This is a genomic window from Prauserella sediminis (assembly GCF_014195435.1).
Lineage (GTDB): Bacteria > Actinomycetota > Actinomycetes > Mycobacteriales > Pseudonocardiaceae > Prauserella > Prauserella salsuginis.
The window spans coordinates 101,072-125,692 of record NZ_JACIBS010000001.1; the positions used below are offsets into that span (position 1 = coordinate 101,072).

Here is a 24,621-nt window from a genome sequence, read left to right on the forward strand (position 1 = left end):
ATGGGTTTTCGCCTTACAATCGAAAACCGTGCGATCCCATATTAACAGCCGCGACCCGTTGGCACACGAGGTTCTGGCCGCTGTGCTCCAGATCCGCCGCCCACGCGCATCCGATCGGCCACCGTCGTTGCAGGTCCTGCTGTGGCGGCGGGCCCTCGATCCGCATCTCGGACGTTGGTCACTCCCCGGTGGCCGACTGCGCGCGGACGAGGACGTCGAGACCTCGATCCGCCGCCAGCTCGCGGAGAAGGTCGACATCCGCCAGCTCCGGCACGTCGAACAGCTCGCCGTGTTCAGCGACCCGCGGCGCGTTCCCGGGCCACGGGTGGTCGCCACGGCGTTCCTCGGCCTCGTCCCCTCCGACGTCGACCCCGAGGTCCCCGAGGACACCGTGTGGCATCCCGTCGACGACCTGCCCCGCACGGCGTTCGACCACCGGGAGATCGTCATCGGAGCCCGCGACCGGCTCCGTGCGAAGCTCAGCTACACCAACCTCGGTTTCGCCCTCGTGCCGCGGCGGTTCCCGATCTCCGTGCTCCGGGATCACTACTCGGCCGCGCTCGGCTACCGAGTGTCGGCGACCAATCTGCAACGTGTGCTCTCCCGTCGCGGGCTGCTCACCGACACCGGCGACACCGCACCGTCCGGACGTTCCGGGGGCCGGCCCGCTGCGCTGTACTCCTTCGTCCACGACGACATGCAGGTCACCGATCCGTTCGCCGCGTTCAAACCGCCCGCCCCAGGCCGGGGCCGGGGCGCGTGAACGGGCGAGACGGGGCGCGAGGTCGTAACGTGAACCCGTGGCCGACACGAGACCGGATGTTCAGCGGGAGACGCTGCCGTTGTTCCCGCTGCAGACCGTGCTCCTGCCGGGCACGTCGCTGCCGCTGCACGTCTTCGAACCGCGCTACCGGCAGCTGACCGCGGATCTGCTCACCGGCGCGCGCCCCGACCGGCTGTTCGGCGTGGTCGCACTGCGGTCCCCTTTCCTGCGCGAGGTCGACGAGCTCGACCATGTCCACACCATCGGATGTGCCGCACGGCTGGACGAAGCCAAGCCCCTGCCCGACGGCCGCTACGACCTCGCCACGACCGGCGTCCGGCGGTTCGTGCTACACGACATCGACACCCGGTCGGCCCCGTATCTCGTCGGCACCGTGAGCAGGCTCGACGACCACCCGTTGGCAGGCGAATCGGACGACGACGAGGCGGCACGGGACGCGGCATCCCGGCTGGGAGATCTGGCGCGGGCGGCACACCGGCGCTACTGCGACGTCGCGTGGCCCGACGAGGGCAGACGGCCGCCCTCGCCCGACACCGATCCTGAGGCGCTGTCGTACCTGCTCGCCGCCGATTGCCGCCTGCCGCTGTCCGACCGGCAGGCCCTGCTCGAACAGCGCGCGCCGCTGCGGCGACTGCGGGAGGTGTGCCGACTGCTCAACCGGGAGGCCGGGTTCCGGTCGCTGCTGCGCGCGATCCCGGCGTCACTGCCCGACATGGACGGCAGTACCGGCGCGGGCACCGTGACCAGCTTGAACTGAGGCGTGAACCCGCCCCGGGGCGGTACCCGCGGCGCGGGCTCGGCGGCCTGCGGCTCTCAGCCGAGCCTGCGGCCGAGGTCGTCGCGGCTGTTCCAGATCGCGAGCATGCCGTACACGAGCGCGGTCGTCAGTGGCTGGGCGAGCACGGCCCACCCCGTCTCGAGCACCGGCGCGGCCTCGACCACCGCGCCCACCTCGGGCGGGTCGGTGATGGCGTACCGGCTGCCCGCGAACGACAGGCCCATCTGCATGGCCAGCCACGCAGAGACCACGGAGCCGAGCACCGCTGCGACGAGGATCACCGGCCCGCGGCGTTCGCGCAGGAGCCACACCACGACGCCGACCGCGATCCCCGCGGCCAGGCCGAGCAGCAGGAACACCGCGAGCGCGTCGAACCGGTGCCAGCTCTCCAGCTGCAACGGCAGTTCGCCCGCCTCGCCGCCCATCACCCGCATCCGCTGCGGCGGTGCCAGCAACGACCACAACCAGCCGACGGGAATGCCCAGCAGGGCCACGAACGACACGACACTGATCGCGGGCAGCAGGTCCGCCTTCACGACCACCTTGGGCCGTTCCACGCGCACGCCTTCGAGCGCCAGCGCCGACCACGCGGGCTGCTGCTCGGTCCGCTGCTCCGACAACGGGCGTCCTCCTCGGCTGCTGCGCGGCCCGCTGTCACGACAACGGGCCGTGCGTCACGACGGACCCGCGCCATACGCGGGGTCTCCGCCGGGGTCGCCGGCAGAAGACCTCACGCGATGGCCGCGGCCTCGGCGACGGAAGCGATCATCGTCCCCGTCGCCGGTCGGCGCCGGCGCGGGCGGGACCGCCGCGTGCCGACTCCACTCGTCGACACTAGCCCGCCCGCACCGGCGGCCGTCACCGGGCCTGCGCTGCGCCGCGCACGCCCGCCGGCTCGAAGTTGTCCGTCACCGGGTCCAGCAGATAGACCTGTGCGTTTCCCACGTCGAGGTACATGCCGGTCAGAGTGAGCTCACCGCGTTCGACGGCCGACCGCACCAGCGGCGACTCGCGCAGGTGGTCGAGCTGCTGGAGCACGCTGTGCAGGGCCAGCGCATCGCCCGCGTGCGCCGGTTCGGCGCCGTCGAGCCGTGCCGGCGTGGCCGTGCGGCTGCGCTCCAAACCGGGCTCGCCGTGCCCGAGCCAGCCCGCCAGCCCGGTCAGCTCCTCCGGAACCCCGTCGAGCAGCGCACGCATCGCACCGCACGAGGAGTGTCCACACACCACGATCTCGCTGACGCCGAGCACGCCGACGGCGAACTCGACCGACGACCAGACGGCGGCACCGTCGCCGGAGTGCCGCTCATGGGGCGGGACGAGGTTGCCGACGTTGCGGACGGTGAACATGTCGCCGGGACCGCTGGTGGTGATCACGTTCGGCACGATGCGCGCGTCCGCGCACGTGATGAACAGGGTGTGGGGCTGCTGCCCCGCGGCCAGCCTGCTCATCGTCTCGCGCACCAGCGGCGCGGTGCGGGTCTGGAACTCGGAGGTCCCGCGGCGCAGCGGGGTGGCGTGGGACGGTGCCGGGTCCGGGGTGTCGCACTGCGGAGCTGGGCGCTGGTCCGGGATCCGCACCGGGGCGTCGGCCTCCACTGTGGCCCCGTCCCTGGCCATCCACTCGGACCACGGGGCCAACCAGCGCGGCACGGCGGCACCGGCACGGTCCTTGCGCACGATCGGGCTGCCGCCCTTGCCACGCGCGAACCACGGGTGGCCGACCTCGTCGACGATCACGCGGCCGCCCGACCGTTCGTGGGCCTCCTGCCAGGTGTGCAGGCAGTCGAACGCGGCGTGGTCGAGGTAGTCGACGACGAGCTCCAACGTGACCGTACTGCGCTCCGGGAGTCCATTGAGGATTGCCGAGAGCCGCGGCACCGACAGGAACGTCAGCGCCCCTTCGATGACGATGCGCCGCGTGTCGCCCTCGCCCTCGGAGTGCACCGCCGACCACATCGTGCGGTGGAGCATGAGCAGCACCGAGAGCCCGATGCCGATGAGCACGCCCGAGAGCAGGTCGATCAGCACCACGCCGGCCACGGTCACGACGTACAGCGACAGGTCGCCGTGGCGGAGAACCTCGCGGATGTGCGCGGTGTTGACGAGCTTCGCGCCGACGTGCACCAGCAGCCCCGCGAGCGCCGCCAGCGGGATGCTCTCGATCACCGTCGCCAGCAGTGCGGTGAACAGCAGCACCCACACGCCGTGCAGGATCGCCGACGCGCGCGTGCGGGCACCCGTGGCCACGTTGGTGGAACTGCGGACGATCACACCGGTGATCGGCAGGCCGCCGAGCGCACCCGAGGTCATGTTGCCGAGGCCCTGGCCGATGAGCTCGCGGTCGAAGTTGCCGCGCTTGCCGGTGTGCATCTTGTCGACGGCAACGGCCGACAACAGCGACTCGATGCTCGCGATGAGCGCGATCGTCAGGACGGCGACGGCGAAATCGGCCCAGCCACCGCCGGGCAGCTGCGGGGCGAACTGGATGTCGAGCACGCTGCTGGGCAGGTCCACGCGTTCGGCGGACGCGCCCGTCACGACGGCGAGCACGGTCACGAGCACGATCGCGGCGAGCGGGGCGGGCACCTTGCGCACCGCCGTGGGCAGCTTGCCCCACACGAGCAGGATGCCCAGGGTCAGCAGGCCGAGGAAGGTCGCGGGCCCGTGCAGGTCGAGCAGTTGTCCGGGCAGCTGCAGGATGTTGTCGATCGCGGAGCTGTTCGAGTCACCACCGAGGATGACGTGCAATTGGCCCAGCACGATCGTGATGCCGATGCCGGCAAGCATGCCGTGCACGATCGCGGGCGAGATGGCGAGCGCGGCCCTTGCCACCCTGCTCAGTCCGAACAGGACCTGCAACAGACCGGCCGCCACGGTGATGGCGCACGTGACGGCCCAGCCGAACTGGTTGATCGTCTCCGCCATGACCACGGTCAGTCCCGCGGCCGGGCCGCTGACCTGCAGCGGCGATCCGCCTGCGGCTCCGGCCACGATGCCGCCGACCACGGCGGCGATCAGTCCGGCGACGATCGGTGCGCCGGACGCCAACGCGATGCCCAGTGACAACGGCACGGCGACGAGAAACACCACGAGCGAGGCCGGCAGGTCGTGGCGGAGCACCACTTTCCACCACGGCACGGCATCGGCCTCCTGCTGGTCGCTCTCCTGACCGGTATTCAGCGTCATCAAAAACGGCCTCCTCGAGGTCGGGTGAATCCCCGCGTTTCATCCGCAGGGGTAATGGCGCTCGGTCGACGGCGACCACGGACGCGTCGTCACGGATGGGACCGGGGTCGTCACCGGCCCGCCGCGGCGTCCGCGCGCGTTACGAGTACCAACACCAAGTACCAGAGGAATGCGCGTAATGCCGTTCCCCGAAAGAAATCCTCATCGGATGCTCACACGCGTGTCACTCCACAGAGGACAACCGATCGCGAAGATCAACATCGCCCGACGGGGCGTCACTCACCCGAAAAACGGAACTTCGGACCGAAACGGTCACCGATCGGAGTCGAATTCCCGGGACCACAATGAACACAACCGGTTCGAGTGAATTTCGGCGCCCCACGGCGCGGGAAACGTGATGTTCACCCGGAAACGCCGGGAGGGTCTCAGTTCTTGAGATTCCGATCCGGTCCGAAGGGGCGGCCGTCGAGCAGTCCCGCGAGCCGCCCGGCGAGCACGTCCCAGCGCCAGTGCTCACTTACCCAGCGACGGCCCGCCTCGCCCATGCCGCGTGCCCGCACCGGATCCGCGAGCAGTGAGGCCACCGTGTCGACGAGCTGATCGCTGCGCCTGCCGTCGACGACGTGCCCGGTCACCTCGTCCAGCACCGTTTCCGGGGCGCCCCCGGAGTTTCCGGCGACCACGGGTAGCCCCGTAGCCGACGCCTCCAGGTAGACGATTCCCAGTCCTTCGACGTCCAGCCCCTTGCCGCGGGTGCGGGCGGGCATGGCGAACACGTCGCCCGCGGCGTAGTGAGCGGGCAGCTCCTCGGCGGGCACCGATCCGGTGAGCACGACGTCGCCGGCCACCCCCGTATGCTCGGCCAGGGTGGCCAGCTGGCCGCGATACGGCCCGCCGCCGACGATGAGCAGGGCCGCGCCCGGCACCCGCTCGCGGATCTCGGGCAGCGCGCGGATGAGCATGTCCTGCCCCTTGCGCGGAACGAGCCGGGACACACAGACCACGGTCGGGCGATCGCCCAGCCCGTACCGGATACGCAGCTCCTCGCGGGCTGCGGCGTCGGGACGGAAGGTCTCCGGGTCGACACCCGACGGCAGGTGCTCCAGACCGGCGAGCCTGCCGAATGCGGAGGCGAAGCGCTTGCGCGTGTAGTCGCTGACGTAGGTGATGACGTCGGTGGTGTCACCGATCCGGCGCAGCGCCTGCCGCGCGGCCGGAAGCATGGACCAGCCCACCTCGTGACCGTGGGTCGAGGCGACGATGCGCTGTGCGCCCGCGGACCGCAACGGAGCTCCGAGCAGCGCGAGGGGCGCGGCCGCGCCGAACCACACGGTGTCGCAGTCACGCGAGACCACGAGTTCCTTGGCGCGGCGCAACACATCGGGAGTGGGCAGCATCAGCGCCGTGGGATGACGGACGACCTCGTACGGCTGCCGTGCGTCGAACGCGCTCGACGAGCCGGACGCACGCTCCCACGACGGCGCGTACACGACGAGGTCGTCGGAAGGCAGGCGCGAGGTGAAGGCCTGCAGATAGGACTGGATACCACCGGGCCGGGGCGGGAAGTCGTTGGTCACCAGGAGCGTGCGGCGCATGGTGACCACGCTATCCCGCCCCGGCCCGGGCGGTCCGTGGGTGTGCGGGGGTCAGGCGACCCGCACGGCCCCGCTGTAGTCGTCCTGCAGCGGGCCGACCTTGACCGGCTCACCCTCCGTCGGAGCGTGGACCATCTGGTCGTCGCCGATGTAGATGCCCACGTGGTGGGCGGGGGAACCGGAGAACACGAGGTCGCCGGGCGCCAGCTGGTCGCGGGACACCGGGGTGCCCGCACCGGCCTGCTGGTCGGACGCCGTCCGCGGAATCGAGATGCCCGCCGCGTCGTACGCGTACGAGGTCAGACCGGAGCAGTCGAACGAGTCCGGGCCGGTGGCGCCCCAGCTGTACGGCTTGCCGATCTGAGCCATGGCGGTGTCCACGGCCGTCTGGGCCTCGGCGCCGGGCGCCGTGACCGGGCCGACGTCCGGGCCGGTGTCCTGCAGCTGCTCCTGATCGGAATCGCTGAGCAGGCCGGATGCCTCGCGCACCTCGGCGATCTTCTCGTCGAGGGCTTCCTTGCGCGCGGCCATGTCGCCTTCCAGCTTGGCCGCGGCGTTCTTGGCCTTCGCCGCCTGGTTGCGCGCCTGCTGTGCCTTCTGCTCTGCCGTCGCGGCGCTGTTGACGGCACCACGGAGCTTGCTCAGCGCCTTGTTGCGATCGGTCGCCAGCACGTCCAGCGCCGACGAACGCTCCAGGAAGTCCTGCGCGGAGTCGCCGGTCAGCAGTGCCGACATCTTGTTCATCTGCGAACCACTGGCGAACGACGCGCCGGCGAACCGGTCGACGTCCTTGCGGTAACGCTCCTCGTTGGCCGACGCACGCTGCTTGGCCTGCTTCGCGTTGCGCAGGCGCTGCTTGGCGTCGCCGAGCTCGCCCTGTTTCTTCTCGAGGTCCGACTGCGCCTGCAGGTGGGCCTCGTTCAGCTTCTCCGCCTTTTCCGAGAGCTCGTAGTACTGCTCGAGCGCATCGGACTGCGACTGCTGCTGCGAAACCGGGGGAGTTTGGAGGGCGGGGTTGGGGGAAGCGGTCGCCGGTGACTGGAAGGTGACAACCGCGACGACGGCGGATGCCGCCAGCGCGCTCGAGATCACGCGCTTCACGGGCTGCGACTGCACGTCGCTCATGTCTCCTCTACTGTCCGGCCGCCTACCGGTCGATCGGTCCGGGTGAGGTCGGGGGCCCTCACTACGGCCCGGGCCACGAGGGCGCACGGCACCCGGATGCGAAATCCGAGACTGAACGCCTCCGCGTGCGGCTCCGTCACGCTACTGTGCGTGAGGTCCGGCGCAGCTCCCCGACAAAAGCTGCTCTCGGCGGCGATCCCGCGTCGCCGAACGTGTGGGACGGCTGCCTGACGCGAAATCTCGGCCAGGTTACGAAACACCATCGGCCACGTCCAGCAACCCCGGCACGTAAATCGTTCACCGCACAGTGCGACACGTTCGGACCAGCGGTTCAGCGGTAGCTGTGACTGGTCTTACACAGTGCATCCGAAGTGGTCGGGACCGTTCACCTGATTGGTTGGACCGCTCACCGCACGACGAACGACGCACCTCGATTCGGCAGGCGGGGTGCCACGCGCCTCGGCCACGCGGGGCGCGCATCCCGTGCGTAGCCGCAGCCGGCGGTCCCGGCCCGTCCACGGTCCGACGTGCGTGGGTGGTCGAGCCGTGCGGCGTTCGCCCCACACGGGCCCGGATGCGGGACGCGGACGCAGATGGTCAGCCCGCGCGCCGGTCGTCGCCGGTCCGCTCGCCCGGTTCGACCGGTTCCACGGGCACGAGGCGCAGGTGCGGAACCATGCCGCCGTCGGCGAGCGCGTCAACGGCGCGGCGTTCCGTCTCGTCCCACCGGAGCTCAGGAGGCGGGCCGAGCAACACGCTCACGACACAGTCGCGGCACGCGTCACCCCGCACGCGGCACCGGTCACAGTCGATGATCAGCTCGTCGTCGGCCGCCGGCTGCTCGGTCGCCGGCCCCGGTACCTCGAAGCCCTGTACCTCGACGTCCCGGGCGTTCGAGGAATCCGCGGGTTCACGGTCCCGGTGGCCGGGCCGCTCGTTCCACTCTCGTTGCATGCCGCGCACGGTAGAACCCGCCACCGACAGGAACGGACTCCGAGACTGCCCACCCCGGGCGGACGTCGCGCCACGACCGGGCGACTGCCGTCGCCGCTCAGGTGCGGCCGAGTCGGGCGAGCAACACGTCCGACGGCACCGCATGCGCCCCGCTGCGCCGGACGGCCGTGACGATCTCCTGATCGGAGGTCGCGACGATCACGGGCCTGCCGTGCGGTTCGGCGGCCACGAGGTCCCGGATGACGTCGTCGGCCAGCACTCCCGGGTCGGAGAACAACACCCGCACGCCGCGCGGATTCGCGGCGGGCACGGAGGTGACACCCGCGCCGTCGAACACGACCGTGACCTCGGCCCCCACCCTGGCCTGCAGCGCGCCGAGCTGGCCGACCAGCCGGGAACGCTGCTCGACCAGCGGCAGGTCCGGATAACCGGTCTTGGTGACGTTGTACCCGTCCACGACGAGGTGGACCGCGGGCAACCGGAGCAACTTGCCGAGCGCGTCGGCGTCGGCGACCCGCTCGGCTGCCGACGCCGGCCCCACGACGCCGCCCACGGTGTCGGCGGGAGCCGCACCCGTGCCCGTCTCCCCGAGCGCGAGTTCCCTCCGGAGCCCGTCCGCGGCGCCGCCGAGCGTGTCCAGCAACAGTCGCAACCGCACCTCGTCGGCGGCGCGGGCCTCATGGGCGGACCGGCGGGCCGCTTCGGCGTCGGCGACGGCCCGTTCGGCCCGGATGCGCTCGGCGTCGGCGCGTTCCCGTTCCCGCACCAGTTCGTCGGCCAGTCGTTGCGCTTCTCCGCCGCGGGTTCCGGTGGCCTGCTCCGCGTCCCTGCGGGCCTGTTCGGCGGCGTCGCGGGCCTCCCGCAGTTCCTGACCCTGTCTGCGCAGCCGCCCGCGAAGCTTGTCGAGCTGGTCGGTGCGTTCGGACCGCGCCCGCTCGACGTCGGCGCGCGCGCTTTCCAGTTCCTCCCGTGCCTCGGCCAGCTCCGTCTCGAGTTTGCGCACCCGCGCGAGCGCGGCGTCGCGTTCGGACCGCAGCGACGCGTCCTCGGTGCGCTGCGCGACGTCGCGGACCCGCGTCGCGGCATCCGGCTGGCCGAGCAACAGCGCCGCCGCGGCGGCGCCCACCGGATCGGTGTCGAACCCGGCTGCCGGGTCGAGCGCGTCCGGCCGGTGCGTCCGTGTCCATTCGACGACCGCCGTGCGGAACCGCGCCGACTCCCGCAGCCCGGTCAGCAGTGCCGACGCACCCGAGCTGGCTCGTTTCGCCGGTGCGAACCGGGCGACCGGCCTCAGCTGCCGCGGGACGTCGGCAGCCGGGAGAGTGCCCAGCGCTTCCGCCGCGAGTTCGGCGAGGCGGTCCCGCACCGGCTCCGGTAGCGAACGCCAGTCGACGACCTCGTCCTGCTCCGCATCGGCGGCCGCGTCCGAAGCGCCGGCGCCCGCCTGCCGCACCGCATCACCGGGCTTCCCGTCCGGCACCGGGCCGGAAACGGCGCCGACTGCGGAACCGGCCTCCTGCTGCGGGCCGGACCGGTCCCCGGACGGGTCCGGGCGGTGCGACGACGGGTCCATCCGTCCAGCTTAGGTTCCGCGACCTCCCGGCTCCCGACCCCGGCGACGTCCGTCGTCAGCCGATGTCGAGTTCCGCCACGACCGGAAGGTGGTCGGACGCCTCCGGCTCCTCGTCGAGCACCCGCGCGGCCACCGGTGTCACGTCGTCGCCCGCATACACGTAGTCGATGCGCTTCTCCGGTTCCTCCGAGGGCAGGGTCGGCCCGTCGCCCTCACCCACGGCGGGCCAGACGTCGGTCAGCGCGCGGTCGATCGGGGCGAGCTCGGGAGCGCCCGGCTCGGCGTTGAGATCGCCGACGAGCACCGCGCGCCGGGTGTCGCCGATGATGTCGGCGACCTGCCGTCCCTGCGCTGCCCTGTCCGACTGGGACGACGCCGCCAGATGCGTGTCGTAGACGTGGACCCGCTCGCCGCGGATGTTCAGCTCGGCGTGCAGCAGGCCCCGCTGTTCCTGGTCGGGCGAACGGTGCAGGTACGTGTTCGACGAGTCCACGATCGGATACCGGGACAGGATGGCCGTCCCGTACTGCACCCGCCGCTCGCCGGGCGCGGATGGCGGGTCGTCGATGTTGGCTCCGAACACGACGTGGTAACCGAGCTTGCGGGCGAGTTCCCGTGCCTGGTCGGCCCACGCGCTGCGATCCGAGTAGTGGCGGTCGACCTCCTGCAGGCCCGCCACGTCGGCGCCGCTGCGGTCGATCACGCGGGCGATGCGGTCGAGGTCGAGCGCACCGTCGGTGCCTTCGGCATGGTGGATGTTGAACGACAGGACCGTGAGCGCCCGTTGGTCCGCCGACGCGGGCGTGATCGCTCCGGCCGCCATCCCGGCCGCCATCAGTACCGCCGCCAACCACCGCAGTGTCCGCATCCGCACGCCTCCGCACTCGTCCGTTCCCGCCACCGTCTCCGGCGATCCTGGTCGAACGACGCGGCCACGCGATGAGCCCCGGGTGAACGCACGCGGAAGATCCCTCCCCGATGTCCGCCTGGTATCGCACGCGGACGCCTCCCCGGCTACCCGGCCCCGGCCACCGCAATGCCGGCCGCCCGAAGACGACCAGCCAGCGCGCCTTCCGTCACAGCGGCTCCGCGCACGTCCCGCCGACCACCAGACCGCCTCGTCAGCTTCCGTCTCCTCACGGCACCGTCTCACCACGGCACCGCCGGCACTGCGCTGTCGGTCACAGGCCGCGGGCCGTGCACCTGCCGAGGTCGGGGATTGTCGGGGCCCGCCTCTACAGTCCGCGCCCATGCAGCTGGCTTTCGACGAACTGGGCACCCCGCTGCGCGATGTCACCTTCGTGGTCGTCGACCTGGAGACCGCAGGCGGCGCTCCTGGCCCGGACGGCATCACCGAGATCGGCGCCGTGAAAGTCCGCGGGGGCGAGATCCTCGGTGAGTTCGGCACACTCGTGGATCCGCGCACCTCGATTCCGCCGCAGATCGTCGAACTCACCGGCATCACCACGGCGATGGTCCAGTCCGCACCGCCGATCGACCAGGTGCTGCCCGCCTTCCTGGAGTTCGCCGCCGGGGCCGTCCTCGTGGCCCACAACGCCGGGTTCGACATGCGCTTCCTGCGCGCCGCCTGCGAAGGCCACGGCTACACGTGGCCGAAACCGGCCGTCGTGTGCACGCTCACGCTCTCCCGCCGCGTGCTGTCGCAGGCCGACACCCGTTCGCACCGGCTGGCGGCGCTCGCGCGGCTCTTCGGCGCCAGCAGCACGCCGACCCACCGCGCGCTCGACGACGCCCGCGCCACCGTCGACGTGCTGCACGGGCTGTTGGAGCGCGTCGGCCCGGTCGGGGTGCAGTCGCTGGAGGAACTGCTCGACTTCCTCCCCGACGTCACGCCCGCCCAGCGGCGCAAACGGTCCCTCGCGGCGCACCTGCCGGAAACGCCCGGGGTGTATATGTTCCGCGGGCCGAACGACGAGGTGCTCTACGTCGGCACCGCCCGCAACCTGCGGCGGCGTGTCCGGCAGTACTTCACCGGCTCCGAGTCACGCGGCCGCATGCGCGAAATGGTGGCGCTGGCCGAGCGCGTCGACGGCATCGAATGCGCCCACGCACTCGAAGCCCAGGTGCGGGAACTGCGGCTGCTCGCCGCCCACCGGCCCGCCTACAACCGGCGTTCGAAGAACCCGCGCACCCAGTGGTGGGTCGTGCTCACCGACGAGCCGTTTCCACGGCTGTCGGTCGTACGGTCCGAACGCGACGGAGCGCTCGGGCCGTTCGGCTCCCAGGCACGGGCGAAAACGGCGGCCGACACCCTGGCCGGTGCCACCGGCCTGCGCACCTGCACGCAGCGCATCCCCGCCCGCGACCCGCGGGGGACGCCGTGTGTGCTGGCCGAACTCGGCCGGTGCGGAGCACCGTGTGCGGGCAGGCAGAGCGTCGACGAGTACGCCCCCGCCCCGCGGCAGATCGCCGAGCTGGTCGCCGGTACCGGGGACGCTCCCCTGCACGCCGCGCGCGCCCACATCGACACGCTTGCCGGCGACGGTCACTTCGAGCAGGCCGCCCGCAGGCGCGACGAGCTGGTCACGCTGCTGCGCGGTGTCGGGACCGCGCACCGGCTCACCGCGCTCGCCGCGATCGAGGAGCTCGTCGCCGCGGCGCCCGACGGCGCCGGCGGGTGGGAGCTGGCCGTCATCCGGCACGGCAGGCTCGCCTCGGCCGGCGTGGCCAGGCGCGGCACACCGCCCATGCCCGTCGTCGACGCACTCGTCGCCTCCGCCGAGACTGTCCTGCCATCGTCCGGGCCGCTGCGCGGGGCGCCCGCCGAGGAGACCGGCCTACTGCTGCGCTGGCTCACCACGCCCGGCCGGAGGCTGGTGCGTACCTCCCGGCCGTGGTCGGAACCCGTCCACGGCGCGGGTGGCTGGGCGCCGTGGCTCGAGAAGGTCGCCACGGCGGCGACGCTCGAGAACGTGGGCTGACCCGCGACTACGATCGCCCCATGACAGTCCGTTCCTCCAGGAGGCCAGTGTGATCACCGCGATCGTCCTCATCAGCGCAGCAGCCGACCGGATTCCCGAAACGGCACAAGAGATCGCGGACATCGACGGCGTGTCCCAGGTCTACTCGTGTGCGGGCGACGTCGACCTGATCGCCATCGTGCGTGTGGCCTCGCACGAAGACCTGGCCGCGCTCATCCCCGCCAAGATCAGCAAGGTCGACGGCGTCGTCAACACCGACACCCACATTGCCTTCCGCTCGTACTCCAGTGCGGACACGGGCACGGCGTTCGAGCTGGGCATCGAATCCGCCTGAGCCGCCACGGCCGTACACACGCAGGGAGCCCCCGGTCCTGGTAGACCGGGGGCTCCCTGCGTACTGCCGTGGCTACTCGCGCGACGTCGAGCCTGCGGGTGTCTCGGGCTCGCCCGATTCCCCCGACTCCAGCTCGCGGGCGCGCTGCTGCCGTTCGTGCTCGGCGTGCGCGGCCTCGAGTGCCGCCGTCTCGTCCGCCGGGTCCGGCGACCACCAGCCACCGGGCACCGGTGAACCGGCCGTGCCGAGCTTGTTCATCTTCTTCGGCACCGGGGCGCCCTGGTACTCGAGCGGCACCGCGTGACCGTGGTCGTCGACCGGGCCGAGCGGCTGGTGCAGCTCGATGAACTCACCGTGCGGCAGGCGCTTGATGATGCCGGTCTCCAGACCGTGTTCCAGCACCTCCCTGTCCGACCGTTGCAGGCCGACACAGATCCGATAGGTGATCCAGTACGCCAGCGGTGGCAACAACAGGATGCCTATGCGGCCCATCCACGTCGTCGCGTTGAGCGAGATGTCGAACGCGAACGCGAAGATGTCGTTGAAGCCGGACACCTCCAGCACCATGAAGAACGTCAGCGCCATCACGCCGAGGCTCGTCCGTACCGGTGCGTCCCGCGGCCGTTGCAACAGGTTGTGATGTGCGGTGTCCTTCGACAGTTTCCGTTCGATGAACGGATACGCGATGAACACCGTGAACAGGATGCCCATGCCGATCGCGCCCGCGAAGAACACCGGAGGCACCGTGTAGTTGCCGAGATACAGCTCCCACGCAGGCCAGATACGGAGAATGCCGTCGGCCCAGGCCATGTACCAGTCGGGCTGGGACCCCGCGGACACCTGTGACGGGTTGTACGGCCCGATGTGCCAGACCGCGTTGATCTGGAACAGACCCGACATCAGCGCGATGAAACCGGTGACCACCGCGAAGAACGCACCCGCCTTGACGGCGAACACCGGGACGATCCGGACGCCGACGACGTTGGTCTCCTTGCGCTTCTTGCCGGGGAACTGCGTGTGCTTCTGGTACCACACGAGCGCCAGGTGCACGGCGACCAGCGCGAGCATGATGCCCGGGATGAGCAGGATGTGCAGCGTGTACATCCGCGGCACGATCACCGTGCCCGGGAACTCGCCACCGAACAGCGCCCAGTGCAGCCACGTGCCGGCCACCGGCACCGACAGCACGATGCCGGACAGCGTCGCGCGGATACCCGTACCGGACAGCAGGTCGTCCGGCAGCGAGTAGCCGAAGAAGCCTTCGAACGCACCCAGGATCAGCAGCAGCGCACCGATGATCCAGTTGGCCTCGCGAGGACGGCGGAACGCGCCGGTGAAGAACACGCGGAGCATGTGCACGACCATCGCCGCGACGAAGATCAACGCGGCCCAGTGGTGCACCTGGCGCACGAACAGTCCGCCCCTGACCTCGAACGAGATCTCGAGCGTGCTCGCCATCGCGCGGGACATCTCGATGCCCTGCAGGTTCTCGTACGGCCCTTCGTAGACCACCTCGGCCATCGACGGGTCGAAGAACAGCGTCAGGTAGACGCCCGAGAGGATGACGATGATGAAGCTGTAGAGCGCGATCTCCCCGAGCAGGAACGACCAGTGCGTCGGGAAGACCTTGTTCATCTGGTGCCGCAGGCCCTTGGACAGCATGTACCGCTGGTCGGCGTTGTTCGCCGCCTCGGAGGCGTGCTGCGCGAGAGCGCTGGAGCCCTTGGTCGGTGTCGTCAGTGAGCTCATGACTTGCGCTCCCAGAAACCGGGTCCGATCGGCTCGATGAAGTCGTGCCGGGCGATCAGGTAACCGTCGGTGTGCACCGTGATCGGCAGCTGAGCCAGCGCACGCGTCGCCGGGCCGAAGACCGGCTTGGCGTAGTTCAGCGCATCGAACTGCGACTGGTGACACGGGCACAGGATGCGGTTGGTCTGCTGCTCGTACAGCGACGTCGGGCAACCGACGTGGCTGCAGATCTTGGTGAAGGCGTAGAAGTCGCCGTAGTTGAAGTCCTCCTGGCCCTTGCGCTTCACCGCGTTGGCGGCGTCCTCGGGACGCAGGCGGATCAACATGACCGGATTGTCGGACCGGCGGACGGCGTGCAGCAGCGCCTCGTGGTCACCGCGCTCGGACTCGCGGAACGGGAAGACCGTCTCCATGCCACCCGCGTCGAGCTCCTCGGGACGGACGAGCGAGACCTCGTTCGCGTCGCCGGTGTGGCGGCGCAGATAGACGACCTCGTCCGGGTGCTCCTTCTGCCAGCCCGTGTGGACCAGGCCGTCCTTGTTGTCGGCGTTGGCGTGCGGGTCCTTGATGAACGACGCCACCGGCAGCGCGACCACACCGAGGCCCAGCGCACCGACACCGAGACCGGCCGTGCGCTTGATCATCGACCGCCGGCCGATGGTCGATGCGTCACCGGCGTCGGCCAGGTGCGCGACGATGGTCTTCCGGTCGACCTCGGGCGACCCCTCGCCCATGTTGTCGCTGCGCTGCTGGATCGCGGTCTCGTTCGGGATGAACTTCTTCGCGTACAGCAGCGCACCGAACGCGATGGCCAGCACCGAGATGCCCATCGTGATGCCCAGCACCGGGGTGTACAGGCTGTACCAGAAGTGCCCGGACTCGTTGCCGCGCGGCTCGTACTGCCACGGCCACCAGATGAGCGCCACGACGAACGCCAGGCCGGCGAGCGCGGCGACCAGGAACCACAGCGCCACCGCGCGCTCGGCCCGCTTCTCGGCCTTGGTCCCCTTGACCGGCCACGGGTCCGGGTAATCGACGATCTCGACACCGTCCAGCTGGCCACCCAGCTTGACGAGGTCGTCCCGGCTCATCGCCGCGAGTTCCTCGTCCGAAGGACGGGGTCCTGGCTCGTTGCCACTCATGCCTATGCCCTCGATCCAATCCACAGGGTAGCGCCGATCAGGGCGCCGATCCCCACGACCCACGCGATGACACCTTCGGAAGCCGGCCCGAGGCCGCCCAGCGAGTTACCACCCGGCTGGTTGTTGCCGTCGCTGACCGATTTCACGTAGGCGACGATGTCCTGCTTCTCCTCGGGCGTGAGCTGCCGATCCGAGAACTTCGGCATGTTCTGCGGACCGCTCTGCATCGCGGTGTAAATCTCTTCTTCGCTCGCGGGCGCGAGCTCGGGCGCGTACTTACCGGACGAGAGCGCACCGCCCTGACCGGTGAAGTTGTGGCACGACGCGCAGTTGAGCCGGAACAGCTCACCGCCGCGTGCCGGGTTCTCGCCCTGAAGCTGCTCGCCGTGCCCCTCGGGGCTCTGCGGTCCCCCACCGTGCGCCTGAATGTAGGCACCGAGCGCATCGATCTCGGCAGGCGTGTACTTCGCGGGCTTCCGCGCGGCCTGTGCCTCCTGCCGGACCATCGGCATCCGGCCGCTGGAGACCTGGAAGTACACCGAGGCCTCGCCGACGCCGACGAGGCTCGGGCCCTTGTCCTCGACGCCCTGCAGGTTCGACCCGTGGCACGAGATGCAGGTGTTGTTGTAGATCTGCTCGCCCTTGCGCAGCTGGGCCGAATCCGTCTGCGCCTCGGCGGTCTGCGGCTCCGGCGCGAACACGGCGTACATGCCGCCCGCACCGATCAGCGCCATCGCGAGCGCGGCGAATCCGGCGACCCGCCTGCGGAACTTCGAGCGGCGGCCCGCTCGCCGGTCGCCCGCCGCTGCGGGCTTCTTCGTGGAGGTCATCTTCTGCGGCAACCCTTGCTGTCAGTTCGGCCGTACTGGGGAGAACGGATCACAGTGGTCAATGCGTCAGGGGACGATGTAGATCACCGCGAACAGGCCGATCCACACGATGTCGACGAAGTGCCAGTAGTACGACACGACGATGGCCGAGGTGGCCTGCGCCGGTGTGAACTTGCTCAACTTCGTCCGGATGAGCAGGTAGACGAACGCGATCAGACCGCCGATGACGTGCAGGCCGTGGAAGCCCGTGGTCATGTAGAAGACCGTGCCGTAGGCGCCCGAGGGGATCGTCACACCCTCGCTGATCAGCGTGAGGTACTCGCCGGCCTGCCCGAGCACGAAGATCGTGCCCATGATCAGCGTGATCAGGTACCAGCGGCGCAGGCCGAAGACGTCACCGCGTTCGGCGGCGAACACGCCGAACTGACAGGTGAACGAAGACGCCACCAGGATGATCGTGAACGGCAGCGCGTACGCGATATCGAGGTGGATCAGCTCTCCGGTGGCTTCGTTCACCGGAGGCCAATGCCCCGTCTCGTTCTGCGCCTTGACCGTGAAGAACATCGCGAACAGCCCAGCGAAGAACATGAGCTCGCTGGCCAGCCAAACAATGGTGCCGACGCTGACCATGTTCGGCCGGTTCAGCGAGTGCACTCGCTGGCTGATGTTGGGAGCTGCCGTTGTCACGAGTCGCATTATGTCTGTTCGCCTCGCGGCCGTGCAGCCCGGGTCCTACGGAGAGTCGTGGAAACCTCGAGATCGCCTGGTGATCGCCTGGGTCGAGCGAGCTCGGGACGGTTAACATCGACGCGCGGCGGCAACGAGGCCGCCCGAACGCCTGACATGGAGGACGGCAGATGACCGATCACCCCCAGCGGATCCTCGTGTTCAGCCACCGCCCCGAGGTCCGTGACACGATCATGGGCGCCGTGGGGCGCAGGCCCGCTACCGACCTGCCCACGGTGACCTACGTCGAGGCGTCCGGGGTCGCCGACGTACTGGCCGAGATGGACGCCGGCTCCGTCGACCTCGCTATTCTCGACGGCGAGGCCCAGCCGACGGGCGGCATCGGACTGTGCAGGCAGCTCAAACACGAGATCACCGCCTGCCCGCCGATCGCCGTGGCCGTGCGGCGCGCCGACGATCGGTGGCTCGCGACCTGGTCACAGGCGGACGCCGTCCTGGTGCACCCGCTGGATCCCCTCGCCGCCGCCGAAACGATCGCCGAGGTGCTGCGCAGGCAGCGCCTCACCGCCATACAGGGTTGATCTCACACATGCCTGACGCACCGACCTGGCCCTCGATTCTGGGCAGGCTCATCGACCGTGCCGACCTCTCCGAGGAGGAGACGGCGTGGGCGATGGACCAGATCATGACCGACGCCGCGACCCCGTCCCAGATCGGCGGGTTCGCCGTCGGCCTCAGGGCCAAGGGTGAGACTCCCGCGGAGATCTCCGGTATGGCGTCGGCCATGCTGGCGCACGCGCGCACGCTCGACATCGACTACACGGCCGTCGACATCGTCGGCACCGGCGGCGACCGCGCGGGGTCGGTGAACATCTCGACGATGTCGTCGCTGGTCGTGGCCGCCACGGGCGCTCCGGTCGTCAAGCACGGCAGCCGGGCGGCCTCGTCGAAGTCGGGTGCGGCGGATGTGCTGGAGACCATGGGTGTGGCGATCACCATGTCGCCGGAGGACGTGCTGCGGTGCGTCTCCGAGGTCGGCATCGGGTTCTGCTTCGCGCCCGCGTTCCACCCCGCACTCAAGTACGCGGGTGCGACACGGCGTGAGCTGGGCGTGCCGACCACGTTCAACATGCTCGGCCCGCTCAGCAACCCGGCGCAGCCGTCGGCGAGCCTCATCGGCTGTGCCTACCGGGACAAGACGCGGGTGCTCGCCGAGGTGTACGCCCACCGCGGGCACGACGTGCTGCTGGTCCGTGGTGACGACGGTCTCGATGAGATCACCACGACGACCACGACGACGGCGTGGATCATCACCGGCGGCACGATCCGCGAGACGACGATCGATCCGCAGGCTCTGGGGATCCCTCTCGCCACCGAGGCGGATCTGAAGGGCGGGACCCCGGAGATCAATGCCCGGGCCGTCCACGAGCTCGTCAGCGGCAAAACGGGGCCGGTGCGGGACGCCGTGCTGCTGAACGCCGCGGGCGCGCTCACGGCCTACCACGGTTTCTCCGGCGATCTCGCGGCCGATCTGAGCGCGCACCTGGAGCGTGCCGCCGAGGCTCTCGACTCCAGTGCGACCGCGGACCTGCTGCAGCGGTGGATCGCCTTCTCGGCGACGACCGCGGGCTGACGCCCGGTCGGCCCGCCGAACACACGCGAAGGCCCTGCCACCCCGGTGATGCCGGGAGGGCAGGGCCTTCGCGATGGTGGCTCAAGGGCCTCTGTGACGGGACCTGCGACGGCCCGCCGTGGCCTTGACGTCGGTCGTGGCCGGGGACCTCGGTGGTCTCAGTGGTGACTGGGCCCCGAGTGGTACTCGAACACCAGCCCGCCGATCGTGATCAGCAGGCCGATGATCGCGAAGATCAGCAGCCAGATCTGCATGAACGCGAGTGAGATGCCGGCCAGGGCCGCGAAGGCAGCGAGGCCGGCCGGCCAGTAGCTGCCGGCGCTGAAGAAGCCGAGCTCGCCCGCGCCGTCACTGACCTCGGCCTCCTCGTTGTCCTCCGGCCGATCCGGGATGCGGCGGCCGACGAACCGGATGTAGCTGCCGACCAGGAGCGTGAGGCCGCCGGTCAGAATCAGCGCGACGGTGCCGATCGGCTCGACCCCGTCCTCGGTCATGACGCCCGTCATCACCCCGTAGACGACCGCCACGAAGAACGCGAAGACCATGACGATGTCGAACAGCCTGGCTTCGTTCTTCATGTGCCCTGTGTCCTTACTGGTAGCTCAGCGTTCGTGATCAGCGTACTGAGAATGGATCCGATACTTCGATATCCGCCCGCGCGGACCGACGCGGATCGGCCCGCGCCCGGTCCGCCGGCGGGAGGCGATCAGCCCGAGGCCGTCCGCAGCGTGCGGTCGGTGGCGAACGGTGTCGTCGTGGTCGCGTTCGGGCTGCACAGCTGCTCGTCACAGCCCTCGTCCTGCAGCGCCTCCAGCGCCTCGGCGGCCGTGTTGGGCTGGCCGGTCCGGGTGTTGGTCTGGGCCCGCAGCTCGATGTACCGGTCGTAGAGATCCGGCGACAGCGCCCGCACCTCGAAGTTCATCATCGCGTGGTACGTGCCGCACAGCTCGGCGCAGCGGCCCACGAACGCGCCTTCACTGTCGATCGTGTTCTGGAACGTGTTGTCCTGGTTGTTCTTCTTCGGGAACGGCATGACGTCCCGCTTGAAGTTGAACTCCGGAACCCAGAACGAGTGGATGACGTCGGTCGACCGCAGGTTGTACTGGATCGTCCGGTCGGTCGGGAGCACCAGCAGCGGGATCTCCGAGGAACTGCCGACCGTGGAGATCGTCTGGCCGTCCTCGGTCTGCTGCTCGTCCGGGTAGCCGAACTCCCAGTTCCACTGGAACGCCGTGACGTCCACCGTCACGTCGGGCTCGTCCTCCTCGGCCAGCACCTGACTCTCGGTGGTGGCGGTGAAGAAGAACAGCACACACACCATGATCACGGGCACGACGACGCAGAACAGCTCGAGCGGCACGTTGTACTGGAACTGCCGCGGGAGCGCTTCCTGCCCGCCTGCCACCTCGGCAGCCGAAGGCTTCTTCCTGTGGAAGATCATCGACCAGAACATCAGGCCCCAGACGATGACGCCGACGACGAGCGCGGCGATGACGGACCAGGTCCAGAAGGTCCGCATGCTGTCGGCCTCGGGGGTGACACCTTCCGGCCACCCGAACCGCAGGACCTCCTCGCCGGAACATCCCGTCGCCAGGACGGCGACAAGCCCGGCGAGCATGGTCACCTTGGCGACCTTGCCCCGGCGTGTGTTCCGGGTGCGTTCTGGAACGCCCACTGCGCGATGCCTCCTCGCCCGATCACTACGTGACGTAGGGGGACTTTAGCCGAGGTGAACCGGATCGGCGCCCAAGGGGTATCCGTGCCCCCGCCGCCGTTACCGCGGACACACTGCGGGCATACTGGCGACTCCAGCGCCGCATCGGTTCACGGCCGGGTCACGGCCGGTGCGCGATCGGCCCCGGCACCAACGCCCGCGGGCCGCGTGACGAGCCGATTCGGCGAGCCCGCGACGAGCAAAAAGGTGTGTGAAGAGGCGTGTGCGGCCTGCTTGGACTGGTGTGTCCCAGTGAGAACGACGCGGCGACAGCACGTCCCGCCGTGGGCGAGGCGCTGCGCTGCCAACGGCATCGCGGCCCGGACGAGACCGACACCTGGGCCGACGGCGAGATCGTGTTCGGTTTCAACCGCCTCGCGATCATCGACGTCGACCACTCGCACCAGCCGTTGACCTGGGGTCCGCCGGAGAATCCGACGCGCTACACCATCAACTTCAACGGTGAGATCTACAACTATCTCGAGCTGCGCAGCGAACTCGCCGAACAGCACGGTGCGACCTTCGACACAGAAGGCGACACCGAGGCGATCGTCGCCGCCTATCACCACCTCGGCCCTGCCGCCGTCGGCCGACTGCGCGGCATGTTCGCGTTCCTGATCTGGGACTCCGAGGCGAAGGTCGTCTTCGGGGCGCGCGATCCGTTCGGCATCAAGCCGTTGTTCGTCTCGACCGGCCCGAACGGTGTGGCCTTCGCCAGCGAGAAGAAGAGCCTGCTCGCGCTGACCGGCACGCTCGGCCTGGCCGACGAACTCGACCCGGTGGCACTGCAGCACTACCTCGTCCTCCAGTACGTGCCCGAGCCCGAGTCGCTGCACCGGAACGTGCGGCGCATCGAGTCCGGCACGTCGTTCACCGTCTCGCCCGGCGGTGAACTGCGCACCGACCGCTACTTCTCCCCCGAGTTCCGCACCAAGCCGGTCTCCGGTCCCGCCCAGACGGCGGCGCTGCACGAGGAGATCGCCGAGGTGATGCGCGACTCGGTGGCCAAGCACATGCGCGCCGACGTGACGGTCGGCTCGTTCCTGTCGGGCGGCATCGATTCGACCGCGATCGCCGCACTGGCCAAGGAACACAACCCGAACCTGATCACCTTCACCACCGGGTTCGAGCGCGAGGGTTACTCGGAGGTCGACGTCGCGGCCGAGTCCGCGGCCGCGATCGGCGTCAAGCACGTCGTCCGCACCGTCTCCGCCCAGGAGATGATGGAGACGCTGCCGCTGATCGTCTGGTACCTCGACGACCCGGTCGCCGACCCTGCGCTCGTGCCGCTGTGGTTCATCGCCCGCGAGGCGCGCAAACACGTGAAGGTCGTGCTCTCCGGCGAGGGCTCCGACGAGCTGTTCGGCGGTTACACGATCTACCGCGAACCGCTGTCGCTGGCGCCGTTCGAGAAGGTGCCCGGTGCGCTGCGGCGGCTCGCCGGAAAGGTGTCGAAGGCCATTCCCGAGGGCACGCGCGGCAAGGACCTGTTGCGGCGCGGATCGCTGCCGCTCGAGGAGCGCTACTACGGCAACGCCCGGCTGTTCCGCGACGACCAGCTGCGCGAGGTCCTGCCGAACTTCGCCGAGGGCGTCGGCCACCAGGACGTCACCGGCCGCTGGTACGACCTGTCCCGCGGCTGGGACCCGGTGTCGCGGATGCAGCACATCGACCTGTTCACGTGGCTGCGCGGCGACATCCTCGTCAAGGCGGACAAGGTGACGATGGCCAACTCGCTCGAACTGCGCGTGCCGTTCCTCGACTCCGAGGTGTTCCGCGTCTCGTCGGGCATTCCCCTCGACCAGAAGATCACCAAGGAGACGACGAAGTTCGCGCTCCGCAGGGCGCTCGACGGCATCGTTCCCTCGCACGTGCTGAACCGCCGCAAGCTCGGCTTCCCCGTGCCGATCCGCCACTGGCTGCGAAACGACATGTACGACTGGGCCCGCGGCATCATCGCCGACTCGCAGACCGGCCACCTGCTCGACAAGGCGGCGGTCCGCGCCCTGCTCGACGAGCACCGTGCGGGCACGCTCGACCACAGTCGCCGGCTCTGGGCCCTGCTGGTGTTCATGATCTGGCACGGCGTCTTCATGGAGAACCGCATCAAGGTCGACGTCCCGGAACCCCAGTACCCCGTGTACCTCTGACGTCCTCCGCCGCCCGCCGCCCGGTGGTGCCCGCACGGCGGGCGCCACCGGGCGGTGCTGTGTGGAGACCTCTCGACGGGACGCCGTGGCGGGGGTCCGGGCGGCGCGTCCGGGCGAGGTGGCGAGGCCTGCGTCGGTCCCGCCGCGGCGGGACCACACCGGGTGCCGGGTCGATACTCCGCGGGCGTTCCACCGCGCCGGGCCACCCGTTGTCACGGCCGGTTGTCGACAGGGCGCCGCCGCGTGCCCGCGGTTAAGGTGCGGCCATGACGCAGCCACCGCCCGGGTGGTACCCGGACCAGACCGACGCCCGCTACATGCGCTGGTGGGACGGCTACCGGTGGACGCCCTACACGCAGCCGGTCCCGCAACAACCGGTCCCGCCCCAGCCGCCACCGCGTTCGGTGCCGCCACCGCAGCACGCGGCCCAGCCGTATTCGGCCCACCAGCAGTCACCGCAGCAGCCCACTCCCCCACCGCAGGCCCCGCAGGGCGCACCGCAGCCGCCGTACCCGCAGCAGAATCCGGCAGGACCTCAGCAGCCAGGAGGACCGCAGCAGCCGTCTCACGGCCCCGCCCCGGTCGCGCAGCCGGACCAGGCAGGCCCCGCGCCGCAACCCGGCGCACCACAGCCGGGCGCGCAGGCGCAGCCGGGCGCGGGTCCCGTGTACACCGCCCCGGCCCTGCACATCGTGCAGGACAAGCGCCTGTTCGTCGGCATGTTCGTCCAGGCGAGCTATGCGGTGACCGACCCGTCCGGAGCCCTGCTCGGCGCCGTCGTCCAGGTGAGCCCGGACGCGTCGAAACAGGCCCGTACCTACAGCGACGACGGTGGTGGCGCTGGCCTGTCCCAGCATTTCGAACTGTTCGACGCCTCCGGCACGCCGTACTTCCACATCGCCAGGGCGCTGCGTGCCCAGTCGGCGGCCAAGCCTCGCTTCGACGTCACCCTGCCGAACGGTGCACCCCTGGGCCACGTGGAGTCCGAGAAGCTCGTCGGCCGGATCACGATGGGCCTGTACGCCGGCGGCATGCGTATCGGTCAGTTGAAGGTGGGCGGGATACGGAACAACGTCCTCAACCTGACCGACGCGGGCGGGCAGCAGGTCGTCGAGTGTGAACGCAAACCGCCGATGTTCTCCAGGGAGGACGCCTACAACCTGACGCGACCCGCTCCGCTCGCCGAACCGCTGGGCACGATGATCCTGGCGGGCATCATTGCGGTGGACAACGCGTTCTTCTCGAAGACGCAGGCGTCTCTGTTCTGACACCGCCGGCCGCGTCGCTGTCCCTCACCGGGTGTGTCCCTGCCACCGGGCACGTCGCCGCCTCGGTACGTCGCCGCGCTGGCACGTCGCCGCGCTGGTATGTCGCCGCGCTGGTACGTCGCCGCGCTGGTATGTCGCTGCCACCGGAGGCCGCATCGGCGACGGAGTCCGGTCTAG

21 protein-coding genes are annotated in these 24,621 nt (G+C 70.1%); 8 read left to right on the forward strand and 13 right to left on the reverse strand.

Annotated features, from left to right (window positions below; genetic code table 11):
• Nucleotides 1–82 precede the first annotated feature (82 nt).
• Together FB384_RS00425 and FB384_RS00430 are read left to right on the forward strand one after the other, a co-directional pair.
• Complete coding sequence (locus FB384_RS00425; RefSeq protein ID WP_323985279.1) at nt 83–763, forward strand: NUDIX hydrolase; 681 nt, start codon at nt 83–85, stop codon at nt 761–763.
• Nucleotides 764–800: 37 nt separating this feature from the next.
• Nucleotides 801–1,541 (forward strand): LON peptidase substrate-binding domain-containing protein, encoded by a 741-nt coding sequence (locus tag FB384_RS00430; protein WP_183778097.1) that lies wholly within the window; start codon nt 801–803, stop codon nt 1,539–1,541.
• Nucleotides 1,542–1,597: 56 nt separating this feature from the next.
• Here FB384_RS00430 and FB384_RS00435 read toward each other — a convergent pair whose 3' ends face one another.
• From FB384_RS00435 to FB384_RS00465, 7 genes are all read right to left on the reverse strand, one after another.
• Nucleotides 1,598–2,182, reverse strand: a complete 585-nt coding sequence (locus tag FB384_RS00435; protein WP_221212595.1) for a DUF2567 domain-containing protein — start codon at nt 2,180–2,182, stop codon at nt 1,598–1,600.
• A 238-nt stretch (nt 2,183–2,420) separates the two neighbouring features.
• Nucleotides 2,421–4,748, reverse strand: a complete 2,328-nt coding sequence (locus FB384_RS00440; RefSeq protein WP_183778099.1) for a SulP family inorganic anion transporter — start codon at nt 4,746–4,748, stop codon at nt 2,421–2,423.
• A 425-nt stretch (nt 4,749–5,173) separates the two neighbouring features.
• A complete protein-coding gene (locus FB384_RS00445; protein ID WP_183778101.1) occupies nt 5,174–6,343 on the reverse strand; it encodes a glycosyltransferase family 4 protein in 1,170 nt (389 codons plus the stop codon).
• 51 nt (nt 6,344–6,394) lie between these two features.
• Nucleotides 6,395–7,459: an NlpC/P60 family protein gene (locus FB384_RS00450; RefSeq protein WP_183784739.1), complete on the reverse strand. Its 1,065-nt coding sequence runs from the start codon at nt 7,457–7,459 to the stop codon at nt 6,395–6,397.
• Between the two features lie 606 nt (nt 7,460–8,065).
• Nucleotides 8,066–8,287: a hypothetical protein gene (locus FB384_RS00455; protein ID WP_183784741.1), complete on the reverse strand. Its 222-nt coding sequence runs from the start codon at nt 8,285–8,287 to the stop codon at nt 8,066–8,068.
• Between the two features lie 232 nt (nt 8,288–8,519).
• Nucleotides 8,520–9,995, reverse strand: a complete 1,476-nt coding sequence (locus FB384_RS00460; protein WP_183778104.1) for an NYN domain-containing protein — start codon at nt 9,993–9,995, stop codon at nt 8,520–8,522.
• Between the two features lie 55 nt (nt 9,996–10,050).
• Nucleotides 10,051–10,863, reverse strand: coding sequence for an endonuclease/exonuclease/phosphatase family protein (locus tag FB384_RS00465; protein WP_183778106.1), 813 nt, complete (start codon nt 10,861–10,863; stop codon nt 10,051–10,053).
• Between the two features lie 382 nt (nt 10,864–11,245).
• Here FB384_RS00465 and FB384_RS00470 point away from each other — a divergent pair, with 382 nt between their 5' ends.
• Both FB384_RS00470 and FB384_RS00475 read left to right on the forward strand, forming a co-directional pair.
• Complete coding sequence (locus FB384_RS00470; RefSeq protein ID WP_183778108.1) at nt 11,246–12,937, forward strand: DEDD exonuclease domain-containing protein; 1,692 nt, start codon at nt 11,246–11,248, stop codon at nt 12,935–12,937.
• A 49-nt stretch (nt 12,938–12,986) separates the two neighbouring features.
• Nucleotides 12,987–13,271, forward strand: coding sequence for an Lrp/AsnC family transcriptional regulator (locus FB384_RS00475; protein WP_183778109.1), 285 nt, complete (start codon nt 12,987–12,989; stop codon nt 13,269–13,271).
• Nucleotides 13,272–13,343: 72 nt separating this feature from the next.
• On the opposite strand, the gene qcrB is transcribed toward FB384_RS00475, so the two are convergent.
• From qcrB to ctaE, 4 genes are all read right to left on the reverse strand, one after another.
• Nucleotides 13,344–15,020, reverse strand: a complete 1,677-nt coding sequence (qcrB, locus tag FB384_RS00480; protein ID WP_183778111.1) for a cytochrome bc1 complex cytochrome b subunit — start codon at nt 15,018–15,020, stop codon at nt 13,344–13,346.
• On the reverse strand, nt 15,017–16,162 hold the full coding sequence (gene qcrA, locus FB384_RS00485; protein ID WP_183778113.1) for a cytochrome bc1 complex Rieske iron-sulfur subunit: 1,146 nt from the start codon (nt 16,160–16,162) through the stop codon (nt 15,017–15,019). The genes qcrB and qcrA overlap by 4 nt, the downstream gene beginning before the upstream one ends.
• Before the next feature lie 2 nt (nt 16,163–16,164).
• Entirely contained in the window at nt 16,165–16,992 is an 828-nt protein-coding gene (qcrC, locus tag FB384_RS00490) for a cytochrome bc1 complex diheme cytochrome c subunit (RefSeq protein ID WP_183778115.1), read from the reverse strand.
• 66 nt (nt 16,993–17,058) lie between these two features.
• A complete protein-coding gene (ctaE, locus tag FB384_RS00495; RefSeq protein ID WP_183778117.1) occupies nt 17,059–17,688 on the reverse strand; it encodes an aa3-type cytochrome oxidase subunit III in 630 nt (209 codons plus the stop codon).
• Between the two features lie 161 nt (nt 17,689–17,849).
• Between ctaE and FB384_RS00500 the strand changes: the two genes are divergently transcribed.
• Together FB384_RS00500 and trpD are read left to right on the forward strand one after the other, a co-directional pair.
• Nucleotides 17,850–18,260 carry a response regulator gene (locus FB384_RS00500; RefSeq protein WP_183778119.1) on the forward strand — a complete coding sequence of 137 codons (411 nt, stop codon included), beginning with the start codon at nt 17,850–17,852 and terminating at the stop codon, nt 18,258–18,260.
• An 8-nt stretch (nt 18,261–18,268) separates the two neighbouring features.
• The gene (trpD, locus tag FB384_RS00505; RefSeq protein WP_183778121.1) at nt 18,269–19,312 is read left to right on the forward strand and encodes an anthranilate phosphoribosyltransferase; all 1,044 of its coding nucleotides are present in this window, start codon (nt 18,269–18,271) and stop codon (nt 19,310–19,312) included.
• Nucleotides 19,313–19,470: 158 nt separating this feature from the next.
• On the opposite strand, the gene FB384_RS00510 is transcribed toward trpD, so the two are convergent.
• Nucleotides 19,471–19,890, reverse strand: coding sequence for a cytochrome c oxidase subunit 4 (locus FB384_RS00510; RefSeq protein ID WP_183778123.1), 420 nt, complete (start codon nt 19,888–19,890; stop codon nt 19,471–19,473).
• A 128-nt stretch (nt 19,891–20,018) separates the two neighbouring features.
• Entirely contained in the window at nt 20,019–20,987 is a 969-nt protein-coding gene (gene ctaC, locus FB384_RS00515) for an aa3-type cytochrome oxidase subunit II (protein WP_183778125.1), read from the reverse strand.
• 260 nt (nt 20,988–21,247) lie between these two features.
• Here ctaC and asnB point away from each other — a divergent pair, with 260 nt between their 5' ends.
• Nucleotides 21,248–23,176: an asparagine synthase (glutamine-hydrolyzing) gene (gene asnB / locus FB384_RS00520; protein ID WP_183778127.1), complete on the forward strand. Its 1,929-nt coding sequence runs from the start codon at nt 21,248–21,250 to the stop codon at nt 23,174–23,176.
• A gap of 266 nt (nt 23,177–23,442) precedes the next feature.
• Nucleotides 23,443–24,444, forward strand: coding sequence for a DUF2510 domain-containing protein (locus FB384_RS00525; protein WP_183778129.1), 1,002 nt, complete (start codon nt 23,443–23,445; stop codon nt 24,442–24,444).
• The last annotated feature ends 177 nt before the right edge of the window (nt 24,445–24,621 follow it).

Bases quoted from the DNA above. Each gene is read 5' to 3' on its own strand.
- FB384_RS00440 (WP_183778099.1), bottom strand. From the start codon at position 4,748: ATGACGCTGAATACCGGTCAGGAGAGCGACCAGCAGGAGGCCGATGCC.
- FB384_RS00445 (WP_183778101.1), bottom strand. From the start codon at position 6,343: ATGCGCCGCACGCTCCTGGTGACCAACGACTTCCCGCCCCGGCCCGGT.
- FB384_RS00460 (WP_183778104.1), bottom strand. From the start codon at position 9,995: ATGGACCCGTCGTCGCACCGCCCGGACCCGTCCGGGGACCGGTCCGGC.
- FB384_RS00465 (WP_183778106.1), bottom strand. From the start codon at position 10,863: ATGCGGACACTGCGGTGGTTGGCGGCGGTACTGATGGCGGCCGGGATG.
- FB384_RS00470 (WP_183778108.1), top strand. From the start codon at position 11,246: ATGCAGCTGGCTTTCGACGAACTGGGCACCCCGCTGCGCGATGTCACC.
- qcrB (WP_183778111.1), bottom strand. From the start codon at position 15,020: ATGAGCTCACTGACGACACCGACCAAGGGCTCCAGCGCTCTCGCGCAG.
- qcrA (WP_183778113.1), bottom strand. From the start codon at position 16,162: ATGAGTGGCAACGAGCCAGGACCCCGTCCTTCGGACGAGGAACTCGCG.
- qcrC (WP_183778115.1), bottom strand. From the start codon at position 16,992: ATGACCTCCACGAAGAAGCCCGCAGCGGCGGGCGACCGGCGAGCGGGC.
- ctaE (WP_183778117.1), bottom strand. From the start codon at position 17,688: ATGCGACTCGTGACAACGGCAGCTCCCAACATCAGCCAGCGAGTGCAC.
- FB384_RS00500 (WP_183778119.1), top strand. From the start codon at position 17,850: ATGACCGATCACCCCCAGCGGATCCTCGTGTTCAGCCACCGCCCCGAG.
- trpD (WP_183778121.1), top strand. From the start codon at position 18,269: ATGCCTGACGCACCGACCTGGCCCTCGATTCTGGGCAGGCTCATCGAC.
- FB384_RS00510 (WP_183778123.1), bottom strand. From the start codon at position 19,890: ATGAAGAACGAAGCCAGGCTGTTCGACATCGTCATGGTCTTCGCGTTC.
- FB384_RS00525 (WP_183778129.1), top strand. From the start codon at position 23,443: ATGACGCAGCCACCGCCCGGGTGGTACCCGGACCAGACCGACGCCCGC.